This is a genomic window from Hyphomonas sp. NPDC076881, assembly GCF_050269995.1.
In the GTDB taxonomy this organism is placed as follows: Bacteria; Pseudomonadota; Alphaproteobacteria; order Caulobacterales; family Hyphomonadaceae; genus Hyphomonas.
Genome location: NZ_JBNNJJ010000005.1, coordinates 94,511 through 120,006, shown reverse-complemented (window position 1 = coordinate 120,006; position 25,496 = coordinate 94,511). Strand labels below are relative to the sequence as shown.

Genomic DNA, 25,496 nt, shown 5'->3' with positions numbered 1-25,496 from the left:
CCCGAGGAAACCCATGCCGACAGACCTTCTCCCCCCGAACTGGCCCGCAATGTCGATCGCCCAGGCCAATACCGCGCTGGCGGGGCCGGGATCGCCTCTTGAGCTTGAAGAGGCCGAAATCCGCGGTGTCCGCATGAAGGTCTACAAGAACGCGCCGCCGAACATTCCTGTGATTCTGGAGCTAGCCGCCCAGCAGTTCGCTGAGCGCACCTATCTCGTTTACCAGAATGAGCGCGTGACGTTTGGCGCCCTGAACCTCGCCGTGCGCAGGCTGGCCGCCGAGATGCGGGACAAGTACGGCGTCCAGAAAGGTGACCGGGTGGCCATCGTCATGCGGAACTATCCGCAATGGCCCTTGGGCTTTTATGCTGCGCTAAGCCTTGGGGCGATTGCCACGCCGATGAACTCCTGGTGGACGGCCGAGGAGCTCGAATACGGCCTGTCCTTTGCCGGGGTGAAGCTGGCGGTGATGGACCTGCAGATTTATGAGCGCATCCGCGATCATCTGCACAAGCTGCCTGACCTGGAGCACATTCTGATCGCCCGGGATTCAGCAGAAGAGATTGCCGACCCGCGCGTCTCTTCACTCGATGCCATCGTGGGCCATCCCAACGACTGGGGGAAGCTAGCCGATGCCGGGCCGGTGGGTGTTCAGATTGGGCCCGATGACGACGCGACGATCATGTATACGTCGGGCACCACCGGAAAGCCCAAGGGCGCGCTGGCAACACATCGCGCGGTGATCACCAACATGTTCAACTCTTCCGCCTGCCAGGCGCGTATGTTCCTGCGCAAGGGTGAACCTGTGCCGGCGCCCGACCCTGAGGCAATGCGCGCGACGCTGATCTCCATTCCGTTTTTCCATGCGACCGGATCGTTCGCGATCCTGGTCCCTTCGGCCCTGCGTGGGGACAAGGTCGTGTCGATGTATAAATGGGATGCAGGCGAGGCGCTGCCGATCATCGAGGGTGAAAAAATCACGGCGGTGGGCGGGGTTCCGGCAATTGCCTGGCAGATCTTGGAACATCCGGACAGGGACAAATATGATCTCTCGTCCATTCAGGCGATTTCCTATGGCGGCGCGCCATCTGCGCCCGAACTCGTCTCCACAATCAAGAAGCGCTTTCCGGAAGCAGCGCCCGGCAATGGCTGGGGCATGACGGAGACCTGCGCCACGGCAACGCTGAATATCGGCGAAGATTATGTGAACCGGCCGTCCAGCGCGGGCGCGCCGCCGGCAGCGGTTGAACTCAAGATCTGTGACCCCGAAGGTAATGAAATGCCAGCCGGAGAGGTAGGCGAGCTCTGGTGCAAGAGCGCGGCGAACTGCCGGCTCTACTGGAACCGTCCGGATGCGACGGCAGAGACCTTCCGCAATGGTTGGGTGGTGACCGGTGACCTCGCGCGTATCGACGAAGAGGGCTTCCTCTATCTCGTCGATCGGGCCAAGGACATGCTGATCCGGGGCGGCGAGAACGTTTACTGTATCGAGGTCGAGAGCGCGCTCTATGACCACCCCGCCGTGATGGATGCCGCAGTGGTTGGCATTGCGCACAAGGTGCTGGGCGAGGAAGTGGGCGCTGTGGTGCAGTTGAAGCCGGGCAAGACAGCGACGGAAGCGGATCTGCGCGCGCATGTGGCCGGGCAACTGGCGGCGTTCAAGGTTCCGGTGGAAATTCAGTTCCAGGACGAGCCACTGCCGCGCAATGCCAATGGCAAGATCCTGAAAGCGGACCTGCGGCTGCGTTTCAAGCCGAGGGGCTAGGCGGATGACCGTGGAGCGGAGGCGCATCGGAGACCGGCAGGTGCATCCTGTCGGCCTCGGTTGCATGAACATCATGCATTCTTATGGTCCGCCTGCGGATGAGAGTGAGGCCAAAGCCCTGATTGTGCGGGCATTGGATATCGGCTGCGATTTCCTCGATACGGCGACGATCTACGGCCTTGGCCGCAGCGAGGAGCTGATTGGTGAGGCGCTGGGCAAGCGGCGCAGCGAATACTTCCTGGCGAGCAAATGTGTGCTGGGCTTTCAGGGGAAGCAGCGCACGCTGGATGGCCGGCCGGAAGCCATCAAGGCGGCGTGCGAGGCAAGCCTGAAGCGGCTGCGCACCGATGTGATTGATCTCTACTATCTTCACCGGCCTGACCCCAAGGTGCCTGTGGAAGAGTCTGCCGGGGCGATGGCTGATCTAATCCGTGAGGGGAAAATCCGCTTTTATGGGCTCTCCGAAATGGGAGAGGACCAGCTGCGCCGGGCGCATAAGGTGCATCCGGTCGCAGCGCTGCAATCGGAGTATTCCCTATGGGTGCGCAATCCGGAGATTGCCGTGCTGCAGGCGTGCCGTGAGCTGGGTGTTGCCTTTGTGGCGTTCTCCCCGGTCGGGCGAGGCTTTCTGGCTGATCCGCCGGCGGACCCGTCAACATTCCATGACGCTGATATGCGCAAGGTATTGTTCCCGCGCTTCTCTGATCAGAACTATGCCAGAAATCTGCCATTGCTGGAAACAGCCCGCGCGGTCGCCCGTGAAGCAGGGTGCAGCGTGGCGCAGATGGCGATTGCCTGGACGATGGCCAAGGGCGATCATGTTCTGCCCATTCCCGGCACACGGAGCATTCGCCATCTGGAGGAAAACCATGACGCGGCCACAGTTCGTCTGACAGCGGAGCAGGTGGCGCGGCTGGACGCAGCCTTCGCGCCAGAACGGGCGGTTGGGCCGCGCTATTCGGCCGCCGGGCAAGCCAGCGTGACAACCGAGATGTTCGACTTCGAGAAGGCGCAGCATGGCGGATAAGCCACCGGTTGCGCTGGAAGATCGCGGTGAGGGCGGCGATGGGCGGCGCTATTCGCCCTCTACCGCGCGGAACCGGGAGCCGATATGCGATGTACTAAAGGCGCATCTGGCGCTGCCCGCGCGCGTTCTGGAGATTGCATCGGGAACCGGGGAACATGGCGCATTCCTGGTGAAAGAACTGCCGGGTCTGGACTGGACCTATTCCGACATTGACCCGCCGAGCCTTGAGAGTCAGCGGGCCTGGCGCAGCGAAGACGCGACAGGCCGGCTGCATGGGCCGTTGGAGATTGATGCGTCATCTGAGGATTGGGAAGCTGCGGAACAGCTCCAGGGATGGGACGCGATATTCAGCGCAAACATGATACATATCGCGCCGTTCGAAGCGGCCGCCGGATTGGTAGCCGGTGCAGGCAGAATGCTCAAGGGTGACGGGAAACTGCTGCTCTACGGGCCTTTTGCCCGCGATGGCGTAATTGCGCCGTCAAATGCTGCGTTTGATGCCAGTCTGAAAGCCAGGGATGCGCGCTGGGGTGTGCGCGATCTGGACCGTGATCTCGTGCCTCTGGCACAGAAGGCGGGCTTGCAATTGGACGCGGTTGTCGAGATGCCCGCGAATAACCTGATGGTTGTTTTCCGGAACCCTTAAGCCTTCGGCATCCAGCCTTCCGTATCGTGATCAGGGCTGGTTACTGCTCGCGCGGATGTAAGCGGCTTCTTTGGGCATGTCGTCTTCGGTGCTGCCGAAATCATCGAGCCCTTCAAACTGATCCATCTGGGGTAGGCGCCCCTCCATGCCCAATTGGTAATTCAGTGGAATGGAGGCGGGATTGTCGACGCGCCAATGCTCATGGAGATGTGCTGGTTGCCTTCGTGGCGATAGTAGAGAGGTGTGCCACAATCCCGGCAGAAGCCGCGGCGGGCTTTTCCGGAACTTTAAAACTCTGCCGGCGTTCCCCCCGTCCACTTAAAATCAGTATACGGGACACCCACCAGGGCAGCAAAGAAATTACCCGTCGCCTTCTGGCACATGCGGCAATGGCAGACATGGGGATTGTCGCGCAAGCTGGCTGCGCGAAACCGGATGCGTCCACATTGGCAACCTCCGATTCGCGTCATGGAACCTACTCTTTGCCGCCGCCGAAGCGCTCGGTCCATTCCGTCACCAGGGCATCCTCGATCTTCTGGAAGAGGACATCCGGCGGGGTGATGGCATGGCCACGCGGAAGGGCATCAATCAGGGCGGCAAAATCCTCTGCCGTCGAGCCGGTGGGCATCTTGCGATTTTCTTCCGGAATGCCGAGCGCATCCAGGATTTTCTTTGCCGCATCCGGAATAATCGGCTGGGCGATGATGCCGAAAAGCGCGGCCAGATTTATGCCCGCGCGCACGCCAACGGCGGCGCCGTCCACATCATTTTTATATTTCACCCAGGGTTCCGCCTTGGTGAGGTATTCGTTGCCCGCGGCCCAGATAGCGCGCGTTTCGGCGGCGGCCTTGCGGAATTCCATCGCTTCGTAGAACTCGGCAAGACGCGGCAGACGCTCTGCCAGCTCGTTTGCCATCCAGGCTTCGGCCTCACCAAGCGTGCCGGCTTCGGGCACCTTGCCATCAAATTTCGAGGCGCAGTATTTGGTGATCCGGTTGACGAAGTTGCCCAGCACGTTGGCAAGGTCAGAGTTCACGGCCGCCTGAAAGCCTTCCCATGTGAAAGCGGCGTCAGACCCTTCGGGCGCGTTGGAGATGAGATACCAGCGCCAATAGTCCGACGGCAGAAGGCTGAGCGCCTGATCCATGAACACGCCGCGCTTCTGGCTGGTGGAGAACTTCCCGCCATACCAGGTGACCCAGTTGAAGGCCTTCAGCTTGTCCACCGTTTTCCACGGCTCGCCAGAGCCGAGCAGGGTGACGGGGAAGCTGACAGTGTGGAAGGCGACGTTATCCTTGCCCATGAACTGGACGTATTCTGTCTGGTCTGCGCCTTTGTCGGTAAGCCAGAGTTTTTCCCAGTCATTGCCAGTGGCTTCGGCCCATTCCTGCGTGGCAGAGATGTAGCCGATCGGCGCATCGAACCAGACATAGAAGACCTTGTTTTCAAAGCCCGGGCGCGGATTGCCGTCAGCATCGGTCACCTTCACGCCCCAGCTGAGATCGCGCGTGATAGAGCGCGCGATCAAGCCTTCATCCAGCCATTTGTTGGCGATGGAAACCGCCAGCGAAGGCCAGTTCTTGCCCTTCTCGTTGACCCATTCGCGGATGCGGCCCTGCATGCCCGTCTGCAGCAGGTAGAGATGGTCGGTATCGCGGATCTCGATGTTCCGGCTGCCGGTGACGGCTGAATAAGGATTGATCAGGTCAACAGGGTCGAGAAGGCGGCCACAGCTGTCACACTGATCACCGCGCGCCTTTTCATAACCGCAATGGGGACAGGTGCCCTCAACGTAGCGGTCCGGCAGGAAGCGGCCGTCATCGACGGCGTAAACCTGCTTTGAAGTGCGCACTTCGATCAGGCCGTTCTTTTCCAGCTGCTGGGCAAGATGCTGGGTAATCTTGTGGTTGGCCGGGCGAGACGTGCGGCCAAACCAGTCGAAGGACAGGTTAAAGCCTTCGCCGGCCTTGCGCTGGATCTCGTATTGCTCGTCACAATAGGCCTGCACGGTCTGGCCGGCCGCCTGGGCGGCGAGTTCGGCGGGGGTGCCATGCTCATCGGTGGCGCAGATATAGGTCACATCATGGCCCATCAAGCGCATCACACGGGCATACACATCTGCCGGAAGCATCGAGCCGGCAAGGTTGCCGAGGTGCTTCACGCCGTTGATGTAGGGCAGGGCCGAGGTGATGAGGATACGCCGTTGCTGGGTCATGGGGCCTTTTCAGAGCCTTTCTGTTGAAGAACGCGCCTTTTAACGCTCCCGCTGGTAAAGGAAAGCTCTAGGCGCGCCCCCAATAGGTAACCCGCCTCAGCAGGACTTCCAAAGGCCCCCGCGCCGCGAAGCTGCGCCAGAGGCCGGTGAAGCCGAGGGAGGCCAACCCCACGCCGAGTGCCATCAGGATCGCCTCCGCCGCGCTCATGCGCCCGAATTGACCCAGCCCATAGCCCGCGAAGATGAACGACAGGACGAGGGATTGCAGCAGGTAAGCCGTCAGCGAGGCAGACCCTGCGCGCGCCAGAAAGCGGCGGATGGGGCCGGGGCTGCCCTGAGAGGCCAGCGCTATAAGGCCCGCATACCCAAAAGCAGAAAACGCCGAGAAGGCCATGAGGATCGCCCCGGCCAGCATGTATTGGCTAGAAACGATCGTTTCGGCGCGGGTCATCAGGCTGGCTGCCCAGAGGCTGCCCAGCAGGCCGATGGGCAGAAAACCCCAGCGCGAGAGCTTCCAGATACGGGCCTGCGGCTGATCAATCACGCCGGCTTTTGCGGCGGCAAGCCCGAGGCAGAAGAACCCGAAGACGGCGATCCCCTGCTGGATCAGCACGCTGGGCAGGACAAGGGGAAGCTGTGACAGGCGCCAGGCCGCCGCGTCCAGGAAGCTGCCCTCCGTAAAGGCGCCGACCTGCGCGGCATCGGCGGCAGGGTCGCGCGCCTTCGCCATTTCTTCAGGCGCAAGGGCGTCCCCCGCGCCAAGCAGCGCAGCGAAGAGGAAGAGGATCAGCGTGTTGAGCGCGATCAGGCCAAGCCCCAGCCGCACCAGAGAGCCCGCCGAGGCGCCCCGCAAGGTGAAAAGCAGACAGCCCAGCAGGCCGTAGGTTATCAGAATATCGCCATACCAGAAGAAGATGAAATGAGCCGTGCCCAGCCCGATGAGGGCGGCCATCCGGCGGAAATAGCGCGCCCCGGCATCTGCGCCTGCGCGGGCCGCTGCCTCCAGTTGCCAGGCGAGACCTGCGCCAAACATCATTGCAAACAGGGGATAGGACTTCATCAGGAACAGGCCCGACATGGCCGTATAAGCGGCGCGGTCGGCCGGGGTTTCCATGCCTGCCCTGTAAAGGCCGTCCGTAGCCGGCGTGGCAAAGCCGGACACATTCACCACGGCAATGCCAATCAGGGCAAAGGCGCGCAGCAGATCAGGCATCAGGGCGCGAGGCGGGGAGGGAGGCAATGCGGAAGGGCTTTCGAGACGTTTGCGGACAGCAAAACAGCTCCGCCGGCGCATGGCAAGCATAGCCAGAACCGCGGCGGCGCAAGGGGGACCGCAAGTCAGAATGCCCGCTTGACCCCTCCGGTGTTCCCCTGTAGCCACCGGCAAAGTGCCGGCTTAGCTCAGCTGGTAGAGCATCTGATTTGTAATCAGAGGGTCACGGGTTCGAGTCCTGTAGCCGGCACCACAGACCCGCTTCCCCAGCCGATTTACAGGGTGTGGGCGCTATTGGGGGGTGTTCTTGCGCAAGATACTGGCCGCAACCCGTTTTTCTGAAAGCTGTGCTCGCGCGCAAGCGCGCGCCACGCAGCTTGCCGAAAGGACAGAGGCTGACCTGCTGCTTGTTCATGCAGGAGACGCCGATGCTCAGGATCGGCTGGACGAGGCGGCGAAGGCGGCGGGCGCGGCGGCGCAACTCAAAGAGGGTGATCCGGCCAAGGTTATCCTGGAGACTGCCCGCGGCGAAGAGGCGGAATTGATTGTCGTTGGCGTGCCAGGGCGCCGCAACTTGCTGGAAATGCTTACCGGAACGAATGTCGAGCAGGTGATCCGGCAGAGCAGTGTGCCGGTACTTATGGCGGTGAACGCTGAGGATGGCCCGTATCGGCGTGTACTGCTGACGACGGATTTCTCCGAGACCTCCGTGCTGGCAGCCACCAGCCTTTTCCGGAGCGGAATAGCCGCCGGGGCGCAGGTGTATCTCTGCAATGTCTTCGACACTCCGGCCATTCGTCTGATGACGACGGCGGGCACCACGACAGCCGACATCAAGCATTACATTGCCGAGCAGCAGAAAGCGTCTGCAGACAATCTGAAAACCGTAGCGGAGCAGATAGGGCTTGCGCAGAGCGGTGTTCTGCCCCGTTTGCAGCGCGGAACTGCGGCGCAGACGATATGTGCCGTGGCGCAAGAGATTGGCGCAGAGCTGATTGTGGTGGGCACGCAGGGCCATGGCGGCATCCGGCGGTTCTTTCTCGGCAGCGTGGCCGAGGAGGTTCTACGCCGGTCGGCCGTTGATGTGCTGGCTGTTCCTGCGCTGGCATAGTCTGGCGGCAATTGCGCCATCCGGATATGCAACATTCTTGCCGGAAGCGGCGCAGGACGCCGCGTCAAGGGCGTCTCCACGCCCAGTTGGCTTCCTTGCAAGACACCGGAAAATGCGGCAAGCCCGCACCATCAAAAACGCCGTGACGGCGCGCAGATTGTGCTGCGGCTGCCGCATAGGCCCGATAGCAGGAGGAACGCGCGTGCGCGAAGTTCATCATTTTGTGAATGGCAAGACTGTCGCCGGAACATCCGGCCGGTTTGGGGATATTTACGACCCCAATACGGGCGCTATCCAGGCACGTGTGGCGCTGGCAACAAAGGCCGAACTGGGCGCAGCGGTGGACGCTGCGACGGCGGCCTTTCCCGCCTGGGCCAGCACCAACCCGCAGCGCCGGGCGCGCATCATGTTCGAGTTCAAGCGCCTCGTTGAAGCCAATATGGACGAGCTGGCGCATATGCTCTCGTCCGAACATGGCAAGGTGATTGCCGATTCCAAAGGCGACGTGCAGCGCGGCTTGGATGTAGTGGAATTCGCCTGCGGCATTCCCCACCTTCTGAAGGGCGAATACACCGAAGGCGCCGGCCCGGGCATTGATGTCTATTCGATGCGCCAGCCGCTGGGCGTGTGCGCCGGCATCACGCCGTTCAACTTTCCGGCCATGATCCCCTGCTGGATGGCGGCGGTGGCCATTGCCTGCGGCAACACCTTTATCCTCAAGCCTTCGGAAAAAGACCCGTCCGTGCCCATGCGCCTGGCAGAACTGATGATGGAAGCAGGCCTGCCGAAAGGCGTGCTCAACGTCATCAATGGCGACAAGGAAGCGGTGGACGCGATCCTCACCCATCCGGACATCAAGGCGGTCAGCTTTGTCGGATCGTCCGACGTCGCACACTATGTCTATTCAACCGGCACGGCGCACGGCAAGCGCGTGCAGGCGATGGGCGGGGCAAAGAACCACGGCATCATCCTGCCGGACGCAAACCTAGAGCAGGCGGTAAAGGATATTGTCGGCGCGGCTTACGGATCTGCCGGCGAGCGCTGCATGGCGCTGCCGGTGGCTGTCACGGTTGGCAAGAAGACAGGCGACGAGTTTGTCGAACGGATGCTGGAGGCGGCGCGCGGCCTGAAGGTTGGCGTATCAACCGATGCCGAGGCGCATTACGGACCGGTTGTTTCCGCGGCGCACAAGGCCAAGGTCGAAAGCTATATCCAGATGGGCGTGGATGAGGGCGCCAGCCTGCTGCTGGACGGCCGCGGGCTCAAGCTGCAGGGCAATGAGGGCGGATACTTCATCGGCCCGAACCTGTTCGACAATGTGACACCGTCGATGAAATCCTATCAGGAAGAAATCTTCGGCCCGGTGCTGCAGGTGATGCGGGTGGAAACACTGGAAGAGGCCGCCGCGTTGCCCTCAAACCATCAGTATGGGAATGGCTGCGCGATCTTCACTTCCAATGGCCGCGCCGCGCGCGAGTTTGCGGCGCAGGTGAATGTCGGCATGGTGGGCGTGAACGTGCCCATCCCGGTGCCGGTGGCGTATCACACGTTCGGCGGCTGGAAGCGCTCTGCCTTCGGAGACACCAACCAGCACGGCCCGGAAGGCGTGCGCTTCTACACCAAGATCAAGACCGTGACCCAGCGCTGGCCAGAAGGCGATATCGGCGACCAGGCGTTCGTCATTCCAACAATGGGATAATCCGATGACCGAATACAAGACAATCCAGTTCGAGCAAAAGGGCCGCGTGGCTGTCGTGACGCTCAACCGTCCCGACAGTCTCAACGCCCTCAATGCAGAGATCATGCGTGAGGTTGTTAATTGCTTCACGGCGATTGACCGCAACAGGGATATCGCCGTCAGCGTGCTGACAGGCGCAGGCCGGGCCTTTGCCGCAGGCGCCGACATCAAGGAAATGCAGCCGCAGTCTTTCTCCGACATGTATGTCGAGGATTATTTCGCCGGTTGGGACCGTTTCGCTGCCTGCCGCAAGCCGGTGATCGCGGCGGTTAACGGCTTTGCGCTCGGTGGGGGGTGCGAACTGGCGATGATGTGCGACATGATCATTGCCTCAGACAAGGCCAAGTTCGGTCAGCCCGAGATCAAGCTTGGTGTGACGCCGGGCATGGGCGGATCGATCCGTCTCACCAAGGCTGTCGGCAAGGCCAAGGCCATGGACCTGGTACTGACCGGACGCATGATTGATGGCGCAGAGGCAGACCGGATCGGGCTTGTTTCCCGCGTGGTGCCGCATGACACGCTGATGGACGTGGCGCTGGCTGCTGCCAACGAGATTGCCGGCTTCTCCATCCCGTCGATCATGGCGGCGAAGGAGATGGTGGCCCGCGCTCTGGAACTTCCGGCCACGGAAGGCGTCAAGTTCGAGCGCCGCCTGTTCCAGGGCCTGTTCGGCACCGCTGACCAGAAAGAGGGCATGGCCGCGTTCAGCGAGAAGCGCGCGGCGAAATTCGAAGACAAATAAGCAGCCGGCGCTGCAGGAGGATACATCATGGCGAAGATCGCATTCATCGGCCTTGGCAATATGGGCGCAGGCATGTGTGCCAACCTGGTCAAGGCACATCATGAGGTGGCCGCATTTGATCTGAATGCGGACGCTGTTGCAGCGGCCGCAGAGCGGGGCGCCCGCGCAGCGGTTTCGATTGCAGACGCGGTGAACGGCGTGGATGTTGTCGTCTCGATGTTGCCGGCAGGCAAGCATGTTCTGGGTGTCTATTTCGGCGCAGACGGCGTCGCTGAACATGCCCAGCAAGGTATTCTTTTTATCGACTGTTCGACCATCGCCGTCACCGATGCGCGGGAGGCCCATGAGAAGGCGGCAGACGCGGGTTTCATGATGATCGACGCGCCTGTCTCCGGCGGCACGGCGGCGGCAGAGGCGGGCACACTGACTTTCATGGCGGGCGGAACCAAGATCGCCTACGAACTGGCCGAACCGATCCTTAAGGGCATGGGCAAGAACATCTTCCATGCCGGCGCAGCAGGGAATGGCCAGGCGGCGAAGATTGCGAACAACATGCTGCTCGGTATTTCCATGATTGGCACCTGCGAGGCGTTTAACCTCGCTGAAAAATTGGGCCTTGATGCGCAGACCTTCTTCAACATCTCGTCTGTTTCCTCTGGCCAGTGCTGGTCGATGACAAGCTATTGCCCTGCGCCGGGCCCGGTGCCGACGTCACCTGCCAATCGCGATTACAAGCCCGGCTTCGCCGTCGCGATGATGCTGAAAGACCTGCATCTGGCCGCAGACGCCGCACAGGCGGCGGGCGCCGATATCCGCCTCGGAGAACTCGCCGAAAGCATCTACCAGAACCTCTCCGAGCGCGGATTTGATGGCCTCGACTTCTCAGGCGTGATGAAAGACCTCAAGGGGGATCTCTGATCCATGCAGCAGGCGGAAGATTTCCGGGCCGAAAGCCGTGCGCTGCATGCGCTGGTTTCGGCAACAGCGCCGATCCGCTATGCCGAGCCGACGCAGTTCAAGGGCTGGGGCATTCATGATGTCCTCCAGCATCTGCACTTCTGGAACTGGATGGCCTATCTTCAGCTAGCGGATGAAGCCGAACTGGTTCATCATCTGAAGGCGATGGCCAGTTCCGGAAAATCCATGCGGGCATATGAAAGCCAGGTGCTGGCCGGTCTCGATGGCTTTGCCCTGGTGGCCGAGTGGGAGAAACAGTTTGAGGAGACGGCGGACCGCTTTGCGTCGGCCGATCCCAAGGCCCGCCTGAAATGGGCTGGGCCGGATATGAGCGCACGCTCCTCGATCACGGCGCGCCTGATGGAAACATGGGCACACGGGCAGGAAATCTACGACCATCTGGGCGTCGTGCGCCAGAATGAAGACCGGATTGGCAATATCGTGACCCTTGGCGTCAATACCTTTGGGTGGACCTACGCCACGCGCCGCGAAAAGCAGCCGGGCGAGATGCCTTATCTGGTCCTTACTGCGCCCTCGGGCGCCATCTGGACGCATGGTTCACCCAGCGACGCCGAGCGGATTGAAGGCAAGGCCGAGGAATTCTGCCAGGTTGTCACCCAGACACGTAACATCGCCGACACCTCCCTGAAGGTGACGGGCCCCGTGGCGGCTGACTGGATGTCCAAGGCGCAATGCTTCGCCGGGCCGCCGGCAACGCCGCCCGCGCCAGGCAGCCGGCATACGGCCAAGTCTGAAACTCACTGAACACGCTAACGTCAAAGGAAACGCCCATGTCCATTCTGCTGTTGGAGAAACGCGGCCCCATCGCCGTGATGACGCTGAACCGTCCCGAAATGATGAACGCGCTCGGACAGGAGGGGGATGGGCCGGCAGTGGCTGCTGTCTGCGCCGAAATTGCGGCTGATCCACAGATCCGTTGCGCCGTACTGACCGGCGCTGGCCGCGCATTCTCTGCGGGCGGCGACGTGAAGGCGATGAAGGAAAAGACGGGCGCGTTTGGCGGCAGCCCGGCGGATATCCGTGAAGGCTATCGCCGCAACATCCACATGATCGTCCGCTCTCTGTATAATATGGAAACGCCGCTGATTTCCGCCATCAACGGCCCGGCGATTGGCCTTGGCTGCGACGTTGCCTGCATGGCGGATATCCGGATTGCTTCGGAAACGGCAAAACTGGGCGTGACGTTCCTGAAGCTGGGCCTCATTCCCGGGGATGGCGGCGCCTGGCTGCTGCCGCGCCTGATCGGATCTTCCCGCGCAGCAGAACTATTGTTCACGGGCGACGTCATTGACGCCAAGACGGCAGCAGAATGGGGCCTCGTCTCCCGCGTTGTGCCAGCTGACAAGCTGATGGATGAAGCGATGGCGATGGCGGAGAAAATTGCGGGTCAGCCGCCTCAGGCGCTGCGCCTTGCCAAGACGCTGATGCGCCATGGAACGAATGCCTCCTATGATACCATCATGGAGCTTTCGGCAGCCTCGCAGGCGCTGATGCATGAAACCGATGACCACATCGAAGGCGTCAATGCGATCCTTGAGAAGCGGACCCCTGTGTTCAAAGGCAAGTAAAGGCCGCCTGCAGATTAAATCAAAAGGGGCGCGAGGTTATCTCGCGCCCCTTTTTTATCAGAAGACAATGCCGGATTTGTAGAGCGTTTCTATATCGGCCTCGGTCCGGCCGAGAGAGGCCAGCACATGCCGGGTGTGTTCGCCCGGCGCAGGGGAGGGGCCTTTGGGGCCATCATCTGCGCCGGGAAAGCGCACCGGAGACGCCGGCGAAGCATAGGTCGAGCCATCCCCCTTGGAGCTCGGCGTCTGAACAATGGCGCCGGCAGCATGGGCCTGCGGATCGGCTGCAACCTCAGCCAAAGTCTGCACTGGCGCCCAGGCAATGGACTCAGCATCCAGTCGTCCAGCCAATTCCACCATTTCGTAAGCGCCGAAGCCGGCGTCGAGAATGTTCACCACCTCTGCATTATTCGCGCGCCGGCCTTTGGCATTGTTGAAGCGCGGGTCAGCGGCAAGCTCCGGCCGGTTGATAACGCGGCAGAGCGGCGCCCAATCGGTCTCACCCTGCCGGGCGACGATGCAGAACCATTTTTCATCCTTGCTCTGATAGAAGTTCGAAATGGGAACATTCTGCTCGTGCCGGCCCTTTGTGGAAGCAACGCGGCCAAAGAAGAGCTGGATCGCAAGATCGGAGCCCATCGTGTAGAGGCCGGTGCGGAAGAGGGAGGCTTCGACGAGGCGGCCGTTTCCGGTGCGCTGGGCTTCCACCAGCGCCGCGCAGATGCCGGCGGCTGCCGCGATGGACGTGGTGTGATCCCCGAAAGCGGTTCGTAGAGGGAAGGGTTCCCCGCCCTTTGGGATGGTGAGGTTGGCCACGCCGGTGCGGCTCCAGAAGCTGGCAATGTCAAAGCCCGGACGATCCGCATCCGGACCTTCAAGTCCGTAGCCGGAAAGGGAGCAGTAGACGAGTTTCGGGTTCAGTTGTTTGAGCGAGTCATAGTCCAGCCCGGAGCGGGCAAGGCCGCCGGGGCGCACATTGGTGAGGAACACATCGGCGTCTTTCACCATTTCGCGGATGAGCGCCTGGCCTTCCGGCTTGCTGGTGTCGATGACGATCGACTGTTTGCCCCGATTGTCGAAATCGAACACGGGATTATCCGGATAGTCGGTGCCGATGGTGCGGAAGAAAAGGCGGATCGGGTCGCCGCCAGGAGGCTCGATCTTGACGACATCGGCGCCCCAGTCCCGCAGGATACAGCCTGCGCCGGGCGCGGCCATGTAGGTTGCGTATTCGATGACGCGGATGCCTTCGAGCATAATGGGTCTCCCTTATGGGCAGCGATGCCGCCTTGTTCCGGCGGCAGATTAGGCGGCGAGGACTTGCCTCGCCAACCCGTTCCGCAAGGTCAGTTCAGCTGGCTTCCGGGCGGGGCGCAGAGCCGGGCATTTCGGCGAGCTCCTTTGCCTGCCCAACCCAATCGTCCCGTTCGATCCGGCCTTTGAAATGCAGCAGTTTTTCATCGACATAAGCGACGTCATCATCCGTCCACTCGGCAATCTGCCAGAAATAGAACACACCCACTTCATGCAGCAGCTCGGTGAGGATGGGGCCGACGCCGATGATCTGAGCCAAGTCATCGCCTTCGCCGAAGGCGGCGTGGGTCAGCAGGTTTGCCTGATCGTCGGGTTTGCGTGCCTTGGCGATCGCTTCGGCGCGGCGGCTGGTCAGGGCTTGCATTTCCGCAGTGGGGAGAGACCGGGTTGTGCGGGGTGTGGCGCGCGCTTCTGTCGCTGCCGTTTCCGCGCGTGGACGCGGGCTATCCGCGGCGTCCGGGCGGCCACTGTCTCCGCGGCCGCGGAGCATATGGTGCAGCGCGGTGATGCCATATTCGATCGAGGTCAGCCGGTCTTCCAGCGCCGTCAGATCCTCGCGCGAAACTTCGCCGGGCGGCGGATTGTGGACGGCTTCCTGAATGGCGAGCAGGCGGCGCTCGATCGGTTCCAGCCTGCTTTGTCCGCGCAGTTCGTTGCGGATCGTTCCAATGGAAGTGTCCAGGGAGGCAAGCCGAACAAACAGCGGCTCCAGATCGGGGCCGCGCCGGGAGGCGACGACTTCTAGGTCTGACTCTATGGCGGCGAGCGTGCCGATCAGGGCATCGTTGAGCGGCGTATTCGCGGCGATGCGTTCCTGCACCAGGGCGAAACGGTCCGAGAGAGAGGCGTCGAGCGCCGCAAGCCGGCTGTGGAGCGGATCAAGATCAGGCATTTCGGGAAGTTCGATACGGGCAATTGCCTGGCCGACAGAGCCGACTTCACCCGAGACTTTGGCGACATCGCCGGACATCCGGCTGACATCTGCGGCCACGTTCACCACTTCGCCGGAGACGGCGGAAAGTTCTGCGGCCAGAACCGCGACATCGCCGGCGAGAGCGGCGAAATTGTCTTTGGTATCAAGAGTGTCGAGAAGCTCTTCCAGCTTGGACAGGCGCGTCTCGATGGGCCGCAGATCGACTTCGGGCGGCTGAAGTTCCGACAGGCTGAGATCGAGCCGCGCGAGGCCGCTATGGACGGGGCCGAGGTCGACTTCGGGGATGCGGAAGTTGGCAATCGCGGCTTCGAGCGCGCCGAGGCGGTCCTGCAGGGGGGCAAGGTCTGGCCGGCTGCTGGCGACTGTTTCGGCAAGGGAGGCGACGCGCGCATTGACGCTGTCGACATCTGGCATCTGGATGCCATCCACACGCTGGGCGACGTCGCGGATGCCCTGGGAGATGGCATTGAGGTGAATGCTGCGCAGCGAGGCAATGGAAGCGGAGATTGTGGAGACGGCCTGTTCGATTGTGCCGATGCGGTCTTTCATCGAGCCGATAACCGGATCGGGCGCGGCAAGCTGTTGCTCCAGCAGCAGCAGGCGGCTCTGGAGGGGTTCGAAATCCGGCTGGGGCGGCTGGTAGGCGGCCAGGGCCGTTGCCAGGCTGGCGTCAATGTCTTCGCGTTTAAGGGCGCGGCCATCGGCGATGGCGGTCTCAACCTGCCGGGTGAGTTCGGCATGGGTTTCGGTCACATCGATGAAGCGCCGGCGCAGCCACCACCAGGCGAGGGCGGCCCCCAATGCTGCGGAGACGCACATGAAGAAGAAGATCTGGATAAGCAGGAACCACATGGTCACTCTCCGCCGGTGGGCGCGTTAGGGGGGATCAGCCGGCTCATTCGTCGGGCCTGACAATTCGTATTTCTATCCGGCGATTCCGGGCACGCCCTTCTTCTGTGGCGTTGTCGCCGGCGGGCTGGTTCTGGCCCAATCCGGCAGCGAGCAGCCTTTCCGGAGGCACGCCGCGGGCGATCATGGCGGCGCGGATAGCTTCGGCCCGGCGCAGGCTGAGCTGGTCATTGAAGGCGGGATTGCCGGTATTGTCCGTATGCCCCTCAACCCGGAGTGTGCCGGGACAGTCCGCAGCGGCGCGGGCGGCCAGATCGAGGACGGGACCACTGGCAACATTCAGCACTGCGCTTCCAGGGGCGAACTCGATACGGGCGGCTTCCAGAAGGTGGGAAAGCTCTTCTTCACAGCTGACAACCGCTTGAATTGGAAGGATTTCCACAGTTCCAAAGGCCCCAAGGGGGAGACCGGCATTCACCGTCTCGCGGATGCTTGCGACCTCGTTGTCATCGGCCTGGCAGCGAAAGCTGAAGGTCAGTTCCGAGAAGCTGGCGGTGCCGGTTTCACACTGGGCAAGCGTGTCGATGCCGCGCTCGGCAACCGTGTCAAAGCCAGTGGGCGAGGGGCCATTGGTGACCGTCATCCGGTTGATCACATCCTGCAGGTGACCGGGCGATTTGAGGCTTTCTGCGCGGGTTCCGAGGGCGGTTTTCAGCGCCTCGGTAGGGACACGGCCATTCAACGTGAGGGTGCCTGCGGTGAGGCGGAAGAGGAATTCAGGATCGGCCGAGGCCGGAGGAGTGGTAGTGATCGAATTGGCCTGAGCGGGGGTGCTGGCGGAGAAGTTTGCCGTAACACGGGTGACCGGGCGGGCACTGCCGAGCCAGGTTTGCGAGGTGGCATTGCGTACGGCGGCGAGGGCGCGTTGGCCCGCTTCAGCACTGGGCGGGTTGCCTTCAAGGGTGATCCATTGCCCGGAGGCGCGGACTTTGGCCCAGCCTTCGCCGGTCTCGGCCAGTGCCCGTTCGGCAGCAGCGCGGGCGGTGCCCTGAACTGCGGTGACGGCGAGCACCAACCAGCCGAACAGCAGCAGGGCGGCGAGCCCGAGGGCGGGGACAAGGCCATAGGGAAGAAACGGCAATACGGCGCCGTCAGCGCGGCGATAACGCCGTGCAGAGAGCACGCTTTTGAGACCCGACTGGCTGGAGTCGACCGACATTCTTCCGCCTCTGGTGGCCTGACCCAGGATTATGGATCACGCCTCACCGTCCCCTGACACTACAGGAAGTAAAGCCACAATACTGCATGAGCGGCAATACGAGGCATTAATATTCGGGCAACCGTCAGCGCTTGGAATGGCGGAGTTCATTGGTTTGTTTTAATTCGATTATTTATCCTTTCGCGGGAGGGGTGAGAGGCTGCCAGCGAGGTCTTTGATGATGGAAGATCAAGCAGGGGCAAGTCGAGCGTGTGATTCCTTCGCCTGTGGAGAGAATATCTGAAGGCTTATTCGTGGTCAGAGAGTATTGGCCTTGGAAATTCTTGGAGATGGGCGGAGGACGGGGATCATTTCATTCGTATGCGCGGTGATCCTTTTCTGATTTGGGCTAAAAAAGTGCCGGTGAAGGAGGATACAAGCCTAACCGGCCTGGCCACCCCGGCGGATAAGGCGCCGGCGCGATGGGGGATAAGAACTGGCGGGCAGCGCCAAGGCGCTACAGATCGGGCGGGATAAGGCCGGGGACAGGCAGCGTTGAGATATGCCGTATCCGGACGAGCTATCCTGCAGGCGGGCGTGAAAAGGGCCGGCAAAATCGCGACATTCCGGGGCCATTTCCAGACATACGCGGACACGGAGTGCACGGATCGGGACTCCTTCCGGACATTTTCGGACAAATCCGGACAGTTTCGGACAGGTTATCCACAGGCCACCGAGCCGCGCGGATCAGCCCCCGGTGGTGAAGGCAACCGAGATGGGACTTGCCTCATAGATGCGCAGACCATCGCACCAGAGAGACCCGCGGCCGGTGACGATGCGGCGCCGGGCGTCGCCAGAGACCTCAACGATCTCCATGACGGTGGTGACCTCTTTCTTCTCCGGCGTGACCTGGCCGCGATAGGACCATTTCACCGGCATGTCGGCCGCGAGGGTTTCGATATGGGTGGCGGCGCCGCTGCCGATGCCCTTGAGGAGGCTGGCGCGGATCAGGAGCTGGACGAGGGCATCAAGGCCGAGAGAGCCGGGCTGTACCGGATCGCCGAAGAAGTGGGCCTTGAAGTACCAGGCATAGGGATCAATGGCCTGCCTGGCGCGGGCGAGACCGAGGCCGGCCTTGCCGCCAGCGGGATCGAAATAGTCCACGCGGTCAAGCATGCGGAGCTGACCGGCGGCGAGGCGGGGATCGCGGGGCGAAAGATCCTGAACCTCGCCGGGAAGGACGAGCCAGGACTTGTCCACCTGGCTGGCACCGAGCCCCGCCTGGCGCACGAGGGCCTGCGCCGGGAAGAAGCCGAAGCGGGTCATCAGGTCCATCACCGGCTCGCCTGTTTTCAGGCGGGCTTTCAGATCGAAGGCCACGATCGTCATCGGGCCGACCTTGGAGAAGGAGGAGAGGGTGGTATCGACGCAGATCGTGCCATCGCGGGGGCCGAGGGTGCGGTAGACGCGGCCATCGCCTTCAAGGTTCCTGAAGCGGTCTCCGCCATCGAGCGCGAAGCCACAATGGCTGGCGAGCCAGCCGCAGGGCTGGAGCACGATTTCGGAGAGGACGGAGAAGGGCATCTCCCCGTTCTTGTTGTCTGCGAAATACCAGGCGTCGGGCGGGATGTCGTATTCCGCAGAGATGGTGGCGCCGGGGCGGCGCACGCCGGGCCGGTCCGTGGCGGCAACGACGCGCGACATCATATGATAGGGCGGCTGGGGCAGGCGGGGGACTTTGCCTTCCGTATCGAAGCGGCGGTACATTTCTCCGAAGGCGGAGGAAGGCGCGCCATTGGCGCAGTCGAGCAGGGCGGCATAGTCCCCCCGGCTTTCATTCTGTGGGCCTGTGCGGATGGGCGAAGGCGAGATGCGCGGGGCGGGCCATTGGCGGCGCAGCTGCACCCCGAAACGGGGGCAGTAAAACACCTTTTTCCCATCGCTGCGCGCCAGCAGGGCGGCAAAGACTTTGGGCGTTTCGCCCTCGATTACTTCATCAATGAAAACTTCATAGGTGATCTCGTGATCCGTATCCGGAATGACCTGCCCCCGGCAGATGAACTTTGCCGTTTCACCGGGGACAGGCTCGAAGACGTAACCATCGCGTTCCTGTGTGAGGCCGAGAGCGGCGGTGTAGAATTCCAGCGCCTGGACGGCTGCTTCAGCCATCAGCGTGCCCGGCATGCAGGGGTCGTTATGGAAATGGCCCTCATAGAACCATGCGTCTTTCGGTGTGGCGGCGCGGGCCTTCAGATAGCCGCGCTTCCAGGGGCCGCCTTCGGGATCAAATTCGGGCACATCATCAAAGAAGGAGAGATTGCCGTTCGGCAGATGCGGCGGGAAAGAATGGGCGGCGCAAAGCTCGAAGCCGGGGCCGAAACAGGCGAAGGCGTCGCCCCGGCGGAAGGCGGAAACATCATCAGCAGAGAAAGCGCGCCTGGCGCTTGCCCGGGCGGTATCTATCGGGGCGGGGCTGGCGGTGGGCGGCGGCTCGTTGGCCGCGTCCCAGACCACGCCCTTGCCGGAGGCGAGTTCGGCATCGGTGAAGAAGCCTGCCTGTCCCTGGCGGACGGAGAAGGCGCGCCGGCCGCCTGCTTCACAATCGTACTGGAAGAAGAACATCCGTACTCCGGCAAAGGTGGCGTGCTGGGTGATCTCGATCTGGAATTTCAGCGTGTCGCCCGCCTTGGGGAGACCGCCTTCATGGAAGGTGATCTCGCAGCCGAGAAGCCGGTAGACACGCTCATCCCTGTTGCGCAGGTCTGCGCCCATCCAGCCGATGAGGGTGAGGTCTGCCTGTCCGCACTCGATCAGCGGGCCGGGACGGATGCGGCCATTCTCCATCATCCAATGGTCTGCGGTGAGGTCCGTCTCGGTCCAGATGACGCCCTTGCCATCGACGAGCGGGGCCGCGTCGATGCCGGTGATCCGGTCTACCAGCAAAAGAGGAGGCGCGGGCAGGCGGACATTGCGGGCGTACTTATCCTGCGCGGCGAACGCCTCGCCGAAGAAGGCGGACATGGCGCCGCGCGAGGCCGCTTCGATGGCCGGGCGGTCCCATGCCTTGCCGCTGGGCGCGCGTTTGGCGAGAGGCTGGCGGCCGGAGACGATGCTGGTGGGCGGCGGCTGGGTGGCGGTTTTTGAAGGAGCTGGCTGGCGGGTGCCCGGCGGGGGCGGGAAGGGGATCGGGCCAGAAGAGGGGGCAGGCCGGGGGGCGAGGCGGGTGTAGACCGGCGCGGGAAGCACGGGCGCGGGCGGGATGGCGGCGCCGGTTGAGTTTGCGGGAGCAGCGGGTTTCGCGCGCGGGGGTACTTTGGGAGGCGCGTATTTCGCTGGGCGGGTGACGGTGGGTAGTTTGGGCGCGGGCCAGGGGTGGGCGCGGGCCGCGTCGAGGCGACCTGCGACCATCTCGATACGGATGGGATGGCCAGCGGCGAAGAGGGGGGCGGCGAGGCGGGCGATCTGGGCGAGATCTGCGCTCTCGATCTCGTCCGCCGCGATGGCAAGGTGGGGCTTGTCTTTCAGGGTGAGGCGGATGGACTGGGTGAGGGAGTCGCGGGGGCCGAGTTCCACGAAGGTCCGCACACCATCTTTCCAGGCCTGCCGGACGGTGGCGGGGAAATCCACCGTGGTGACGGCCTGACGTGTCAGCATGTCAGCCACCTTGGCCTTGCTGGGCGTGTAGGCGGCGTTGATGGCGTTGGCGTAGAGGCGGGGACCATTCTCGACGCGAGAGACGGGGCGGGTGTGAAGCTCGCGCCATTTCTCCGCGAAGGGGGCCATCGCGCTGGCATGGACGATGAGATGCTGGTGCATCAGCGCGCCAGCACCCTTGCCGAGGGATTCGGCGACCGCGCGGCAGGCATCCGCCGGGCCACCGATCATCGAGTCCATATCCGAATAGATGATCGTGATCTCTACATTCGGATGGGCCGCGACGGCCTTGCGCACCTGATCGATGGGGGCGCGCAGGCGCCAGTTGGTCCAGTCTGTGGGCACGTTGGGGCCCCAGGCTTCTTTCGCCGTTTCGAAGTCTCCGCCGAGATGGCGTTCGTACATGGCGGCGTTGGAGATGTCTTCCAGCAGGGCGCCCATATCCTTCCAGTAGCCGAAGGCGAAGAGGGCGTTGCTTTCGCCCAATGACAGGCCGAGGGCGGCAGTGGGCTGGAGGCCAAGCACATCGCGCAGGAGGAGGGTGTGGGCCTGTGTCAGCAGGCTGACGGCGCAGAGCTGTTCGAACTCGGTGAGGCTGGATTTGGCGAGCAGGGGCGTCATCGCCTGCGCGGCGGGGATGCTGGCGAGCTTTGCGGCGACTTCCGGGAAAGCGGCGAGGAGGCCGCGCCCCATGCGGGGGTAGGAGGCGGCGGAACCTGTGAAGGCGAAGGCAAGTTCGCCTTCGGGATCGCCTGTGCCGTAGACGATGCCGTCGCCTTCGGGGGCGATGTCTGCGGCGAGGGCGGTGGCGGCAGTATCTGACAGTTCACGGAGCTTGTCAGCATCGGCGGCAAGGAGGGCGATACGGTGTTTGCCTTTGCCGCCGGATTTGCCGGTGGCGAGCTTTTTGCCGAGGGCGGCGCGGCTGGCGGCGGCGGCCCAGAAGAGATGCGGCGTGGGGCGCAGCATGTCCGGCGAGGGACGGACGGCGGCGGGGGTGAGCGTGGCGGAGACGGCGCCGGCGCTGACGGTGAAGGGCGGGACAGGATCGGCGAGGCAGGGCGCGGCGATGGCTTCGGTGGCCGCCGGGGCCAGGCCGCGCGCAGCAAGGGCGAGGCGGGCGGCAAGGTCGAAGAGGGCGTCTGCGACCGGCGCGCTGCCATAGGCCGCTTCTGTGAGGCTGGGGGCGGCGGGGGCTTTAGCGGGGGACCAGGTGAGGGCGCTGACCGTGCCGAGGATGGGGTCGCCCGCGGCTTCAGCGTGCTTACGGCGTTTGAGGACGAGGGCGGCGGCAAGATCGGCCGGGCGCGCACTCATGTGGGAGGCGGTGACGGTTTCCGTGGCGAAGTCTGCCGCCGCAACGATGGCCAGGTCGAGCGTGCCCTGACGGAGCGCGTCACAGGCTGTATCGAGCGCGGCGAGGCCGGAAGCTTCGTCTGCGGCGATGGCGAAGCCCCGGCCCCGGAAATCTTCCGACACTGTGAGGCGGTTGGCCGTCATGTTGGCCATGGCGCCGAGGACATCGGCGGCGACGAGGGGCGGGGCAATGGCGCTGAGGGCTTCTGGTGGGACGCTGCCTTCGGAGGCGATCCGCTCGCGTAGAAGCCAGCGGGCGCTGTCATTGGCGCAGGCGACACCGGTGAAGACGCCGCAGGCTTCCGGCGCAGGGCGGGCGATGCCTTCCAGCGCCATGGTGGCGACATCGAAGATGGCAAGCTGCTGAGGCTCTGCGCGCAGGAGATCGGCGGGCGGGGTGCGCGCGCGGACGGGATCTGCGGCGACTTCGGCAGTCGCGGGGGCAGCCTGGAGCGGGGCGTTCATCAGACGGCGGAGGACGGCGCGTTCGCCGCGATCCGGTCCGGCGAGCAGGCCGATGCCGCAGATGACGATGTCGTCTGCCTCCGGGAGCGGCGGGAGGCTCGCGCCCTTGACGGCGCGGGTGCGGGGTTCGTGCTGTTCGAGGATGAGGTGGGAATTGTTGCCGCCGAAGCCGAAATTGCTGATGGCGGCGCGGCGGGGGGCGTTGGCACGGCGCCAGGGTTCGGGATCAGCAAGGGGGGTGAGGCCGTCCCCGCCGAGGGCCGGCAGGAGCTTGCCATCCAGCGGCATCGCGGGAAGCGTTTCGCGGCGCATGGCGGCGGTGAGTTTCAGGACGCTGGCGAGGCCGGCGACGGTGATCAGGTGACCGGTATTGGCCTTGAGCGAACCGGCGGGAAGGCGGCGCGGGCCGAAGATACTCGCGGAAGAGGCGACCTCCACGCCGTCACCCACGGGGGTGCCGGTGGCGTGGCATTCGAGGAACTGAACCGTATTGGGATCAATGTCACCAGCAGCATAGGCGCGGCGCATGGCCTCGGTCTGGCCGGTGGCGTCTGGCGCGAGAAGGCCCTTGCGGCGGCCATCATTGGAGAGGCCAATGCCGCGAATGACACCGTGGACCGTTTCGCCCTTCTTCACATCCGATAGCCGCTTGAGGATGACGGCGGCGGCGCCTTCAGACGGGACGAGGCCGTCTGCGCCTTCGATGAAGGGGCGTGAGCGGCCTGTGGGGCTGAGCGCTTTCAGGGCGCTGAAGCCGATGTGGAGGATGAGATTGTCGGCGGCGTTGACCCCGGCGACGGCGGCGACGTCGATCTGGTGGGCGGCGAGTTTACGGCAGGCGATTTCGAAGGCGTAGAGCGAGGAGGCGCAAGCGGCGTCGAGCGCAAGCACGGGACCGGTCGCGCCGATGGCTTCTGCGATGAGGCGGGCCGGATAGCCTGAGTTCAAAGTATCCGTGAGGGGACGATCTGTGCGGCCATCGCGCCAGATGCCGGCGGCATAATCGGCCTTGGCGCGGCTGGGGTAAAGGAGGTTTGCCAGGATGACGGCGCGGCGCGCCGGCGCGATGTGCTCTGTGGCGGCGCCGCGCCAGGCGTCGCAGACCGCCTTGAGGGGCCAGCGGCAGACAGGATCGAGTGTCTGTTCCGCTGGGCCTGGCCCTTCATCAACAAGGCCGGAAATCCAGGCGGGGTTGGCAGCGCCGCGATCTGCTAGGCCAAGGCGGGCGGGGGAGACGCGCTGGGTGACGATGCGTTTTTCCGCAACGATGTTCCAGAGCGCATCCGGAGAGGCAGCGCCCGGCAGGACGCAGCCTTCACCCACGATGGCGATGGGTTCAAACCGGCTCATGTGTCGCTCCAGACTGTGCCGACCACGAGTTCGACATCGGCGGGGTCTCCGGCGAGGAGTTCATGGGCGAAGATGCGGGCCCCTTCCGTGAGCGGAATAAGATGGACGCCCTGTTGTTTGAAGTGGCTGGCAAGGGTGGCATCCACCATCCCGCCTTCCCATGGGCCCCAGTCGAACACCTTGACCTGCGCGGCGGGCAGTTCTGCCTGCAGCGCGCGGCCGGCATTGGCGAGGATGGCATTGGCCATGGCATAGTCCGACTGGCCCCGGTTTCCGAAGAATGCCGACGCCGACGAGAAGAGGCCGACATGGCGGAGGGCGGTGCGGTCAATGCGCGCGAGGATGTGAAAGAGGCCTTCGGCCTTGGTGGCGAGGACACGGCGGAATTCGGCTTCGGTTTTTTCCTCTACGAGACGGTCTGCAATCACACCGGCGCCATGAATGAGCCCCGTGATCGCGCCGAAACGCTGGCGGATTGTGGCGAGCGCCGCCTCGACAGAGGCGGGATCTGAGGTATCCATCGGAAGGTAATGCGCCTCGGCCCCGGCAGCACGGATTTCGGCGAGCGTGGCGCGAATTTCCATGCCTGCGATGGCCGCGCGGGCGGTTTTGTCGATCGCGGCGGGAGATGGCTTTTCGCCGCGTTTGACGGCGGCTGAGGCCATCAGGCCCCGGAGGGCTTTGAGATCAGCGGTCTCCGGCACGTCTGCCGGCCATGGCGTTTCTGCGGAGCGGCCGGCGAGCAGGAAGGTGCCGCCGCTCCGGCGGGCAACTTCAATGGCGCAATTGGCGGTGACCCCGCGCGCGCCGCCGGTGACCAGCCAGAGGCCGGGAGCGGGCGGCGGGATGGGGCGCGGCGCGATGAACGGGCCGAGGGCGGCGCGGCGGGCGGTGCCGTCAGGCGAAAGCCAGAGGTCTTCAGCGCCGTGGGCAAGCCAGCCGGAGATGACATCGCCGGATATGTTTTCGATCAGTGTCCAGCAGGCGACGGCTACATCCGGCCATTCACGCCGCAAGGTGCGCGCGAGCCCTTCAAGACCGCTATCGGCGGAGAGTGTCTGAAGGAAGATAAGCTGCACGCCAGGCCTGCGGGCGGGACGCGCAGCGGCGAGGGCGGCCCAGTGGCGCGCCGTCATGGAGGTGGCGGCAAGGCCTTCCGTGAACAGAATAATGTGCGCGCCGCCGCTGGGGGCCTGAACCAGGGTGGCCGGTATACCTGCGGCGGCAAGACCGGCCAGCAGGGCGTGCGCGGCGGCGGGCTCGGCCGTTGTGACCTCCACAGACGGGGGCAGCGCCTGACGCGAAGGCGGCAGGACAGGCTCCCAATGTGCGGGTCGCACCTCGCACATATAGGCTGGCAGGACTGGTTCAGG

The 25,496-nt window shown here is 63.6% G+C and carries 17 protein-coding genes and 1 tRNA gene; 10 read left to right on the top strand and 8 right to left on the bottom strand.

Annotated elements, in window-relative coordinates; translation table 11 throughout:
• The first annotated feature begins 13 nt into the window (after positions 1–13).
• Genes ACQKI2_RS07310 through ACQKI2_RS07300 form a run of 3 tightly spaced genes read left to right on the top strand, consistent with a single transcriptional unit; the run spans position 14 to position 3,438 of the window.
• Positions 14–1,765 (top strand): class I adenylate-forming enzyme family protein, encoded by a 1,752-nt coding sequence (locus ACQKI2_RS07310; RefSeq protein WP_427379038.1) that lies wholly within the window; start codon positions 14–16, stop codon positions 1,763–1,765.
• A gap of 4 nt (positions 1,766–1,769) precedes the next feature.
• Entirely contained in the window at positions 1,770–2,792 is a 1,023-nt protein-coding gene (locus tag ACQKI2_RS07305) for an aldo/keto reductase (RefSeq protein WP_427379037.1), read from the top strand.
• Positions 2,782–3,438: a DUF938 domain-containing protein gene (locus ACQKI2_RS07300; RefSeq protein ID WP_427379036.1), complete on the top strand. Its 657-nt coding sequence runs from the start codon at positions 2,782–2,784 to the stop codon at positions 3,436–3,438. The genes ACQKI2_RS07305 and ACQKI2_RS07300 overlap by 11 nt, the downstream gene beginning before the upstream one ends.
• A gap of 287 nt (positions 3,439–3,725) precedes the next feature.
• Here ACQKI2_RS07300 and ACQKI2_RS07295 read toward each other — a convergent pair whose 3' ends face one another.
• The 3 genes from ACQKI2_RS07295 to ACQKI2_RS07285 all read right to left on the bottom strand — a co-directional run bounded on the left by ACQKI2_RS07295 (position 3,726) and on the right by ACQKI2_RS07285 (position 6,866).
• A complete protein-coding gene (locus ACQKI2_RS07295; RefSeq protein ID WP_427379035.1) occupies positions 3,726–3,908 on the bottom strand; it encodes a GFA family protein in 183 nt (60 codons plus the stop codon).
• 5 nt (positions 3,909–3,913) lie between these two features.
• Positions 3,914–5,653 carry a methionine--tRNA ligase gene (metG, locus tag ACQKI2_RS07290; RefSeq protein ID WP_427379034.1) on the bottom strand — a complete coding sequence of 580 codons (1,740 nt, stop codon included), beginning with the start codon at positions 5,651–5,653 and terminating at the stop codon, positions 3,914–3,916.
• A 67-nt stretch (positions 5,654–5,720) separates the two neighbouring features.
• Positions 5,721–6,866, bottom strand: a complete 1,146-nt coding sequence (locus tag ACQKI2_RS07285; RefSeq protein WP_427379033.1) for a DUF418 domain-containing protein — start codon at positions 6,864–6,866, stop codon at positions 5,721–5,723.
• 177 nt (positions 6,867–7,043) lie between these two features.
• Between ACQKI2_RS07285 and ACQKI2_RS07280 the strand changes: the two genes are divergently transcribed.
• The 7 genes from ACQKI2_RS07280 (at position 7,044) to ACQKI2_RS07250 (ending at position 13,003) form a co-directional block, all read left to right on the top strand.
• Positions 7,044–7,119 (top strand) — tRNA-Thr (locus tag ACQKI2_RS07280).
• 54 nt (positions 7,120–7,173) lie between these two features.
• Positions 7,174–7,977, top strand: a complete 804-nt coding sequence (locus tag ACQKI2_RS07275) for a universal stress protein (protein ID WP_427379032.1) — start codon at positions 7,174–7,176, stop codon at positions 7,975–7,977.
• 202 nt (positions 7,978–8,179) lie between these two features.
• Entirely contained in the window at positions 8,180–9,676 is a 1,497-nt protein-coding gene (locus ACQKI2_RS07270; RefSeq protein ID WP_427379031.1) for a CoA-acylating methylmalonate-semialdehyde dehydrogenase, read from the top strand.
• A 4-nt stretch (positions 9,677–9,680) separates the two neighbouring features.
• Entirely contained in the window at positions 9,681–10,457 is a 777-nt protein-coding gene (locus ACQKI2_RS07265; RefSeq protein ID WP_427379030.1) for an enoyl-CoA hydratase-related protein, read from the top strand.
• A 27-nt stretch (positions 10,458–10,484) separates the two neighbouring features.
• The gene (gene mmsB / locus ACQKI2_RS07260) at positions 10,485–11,375 is read left to right on the top strand and encodes a 3-hydroxyisobutyrate dehydrogenase (protein ID WP_427379029.1); all 891 of its coding nucleotides are present in this window, start codon (positions 10,485–10,487) and stop codon (positions 11,373–11,375) included.
• A 3-nt stretch (positions 11,376–11,378) separates the two neighbouring features.
• Entirely contained in the window at positions 11,379–12,179 is an 801-nt protein-coding gene (locus tag ACQKI2_RS07255; RefSeq protein ID WP_427379028.1) for a TIGR03084 family metal-binding protein, read from the top strand.
• A gap of 26 nt (positions 12,180–12,205) precedes the next feature.
• Positions 12,206–13,003, top strand: a complete 798-nt coding sequence (locus ACQKI2_RS07250) for a crotonase/enoyl-CoA hydratase family protein (protein WP_035602439.1) — start codon at positions 12,206–12,208, stop codon at positions 13,001–13,003.
• 57 nt (positions 13,004–13,060) lie between these two features.
• Here the strand turns inward: ACQKI2_RS07250 and ACQKI2_RS07245 are convergent, their stop codons facing one another.
• The 5 genes from ACQKI2_RS07245 to ACQKI2_RS07225 all read right to left on the bottom strand — a co-directional run bounded on the left by ACQKI2_RS07245 (position 13,061) and on the right by ACQKI2_RS07225 (position 25,403).
• Positions 13,061–14,260: a CaiB/BaiF CoA transferase family protein gene (locus ACQKI2_RS07245; protein ID WP_427379027.1), complete on the bottom strand. Its 1,200-nt coding sequence runs from the start codon at positions 14,258–14,260 to the stop codon at positions 13,061–13,063.
• A 94-nt stretch (positions 14,261–14,354) separates the two neighbouring features.
• Entirely contained in the window at positions 14,355–16,103 is a 1,749-nt protein-coding gene (locus tag ACQKI2_RS07240; protein WP_427379026.1) for a hypothetical protein, read from the bottom strand.
• Between the two features lie 43 nt (positions 16,104–16,146).
• Complete coding sequence (locus ACQKI2_RS07235) at positions 16,147–17,319, bottom strand: OmpA family protein (protein WP_427379025.1); 1,173 nt, start codon at positions 17,317–17,319, stop codon at positions 16,147–16,149.
• 726 nt (positions 17,320–18,045) lie between these two features.
• A complete protein-coding gene (locus tag ACQKI2_RS07230; protein ID WP_427379024.1) occupies positions 18,046–24,123 on the bottom strand; it encodes a beta-ketoacyl synthase N-terminal-like domain-containing protein in 6,078 nt (2,025 codons plus the stop codon).
• Positions 24,120–25,403: an SDR family NAD(P)-dependent oxidoreductase gene (locus ACQKI2_RS07225; RefSeq protein WP_427379023.1), complete on the bottom strand. Its 1,284-nt coding sequence runs from the start codon at positions 25,401–25,403 to the stop codon at positions 24,120–24,122. The genes ACQKI2_RS07230 and ACQKI2_RS07225 overlap by 4 nt, the downstream gene beginning before the upstream one ends.
• Positions 25,404–25,496 lie beyond the last annotated feature (93 nt).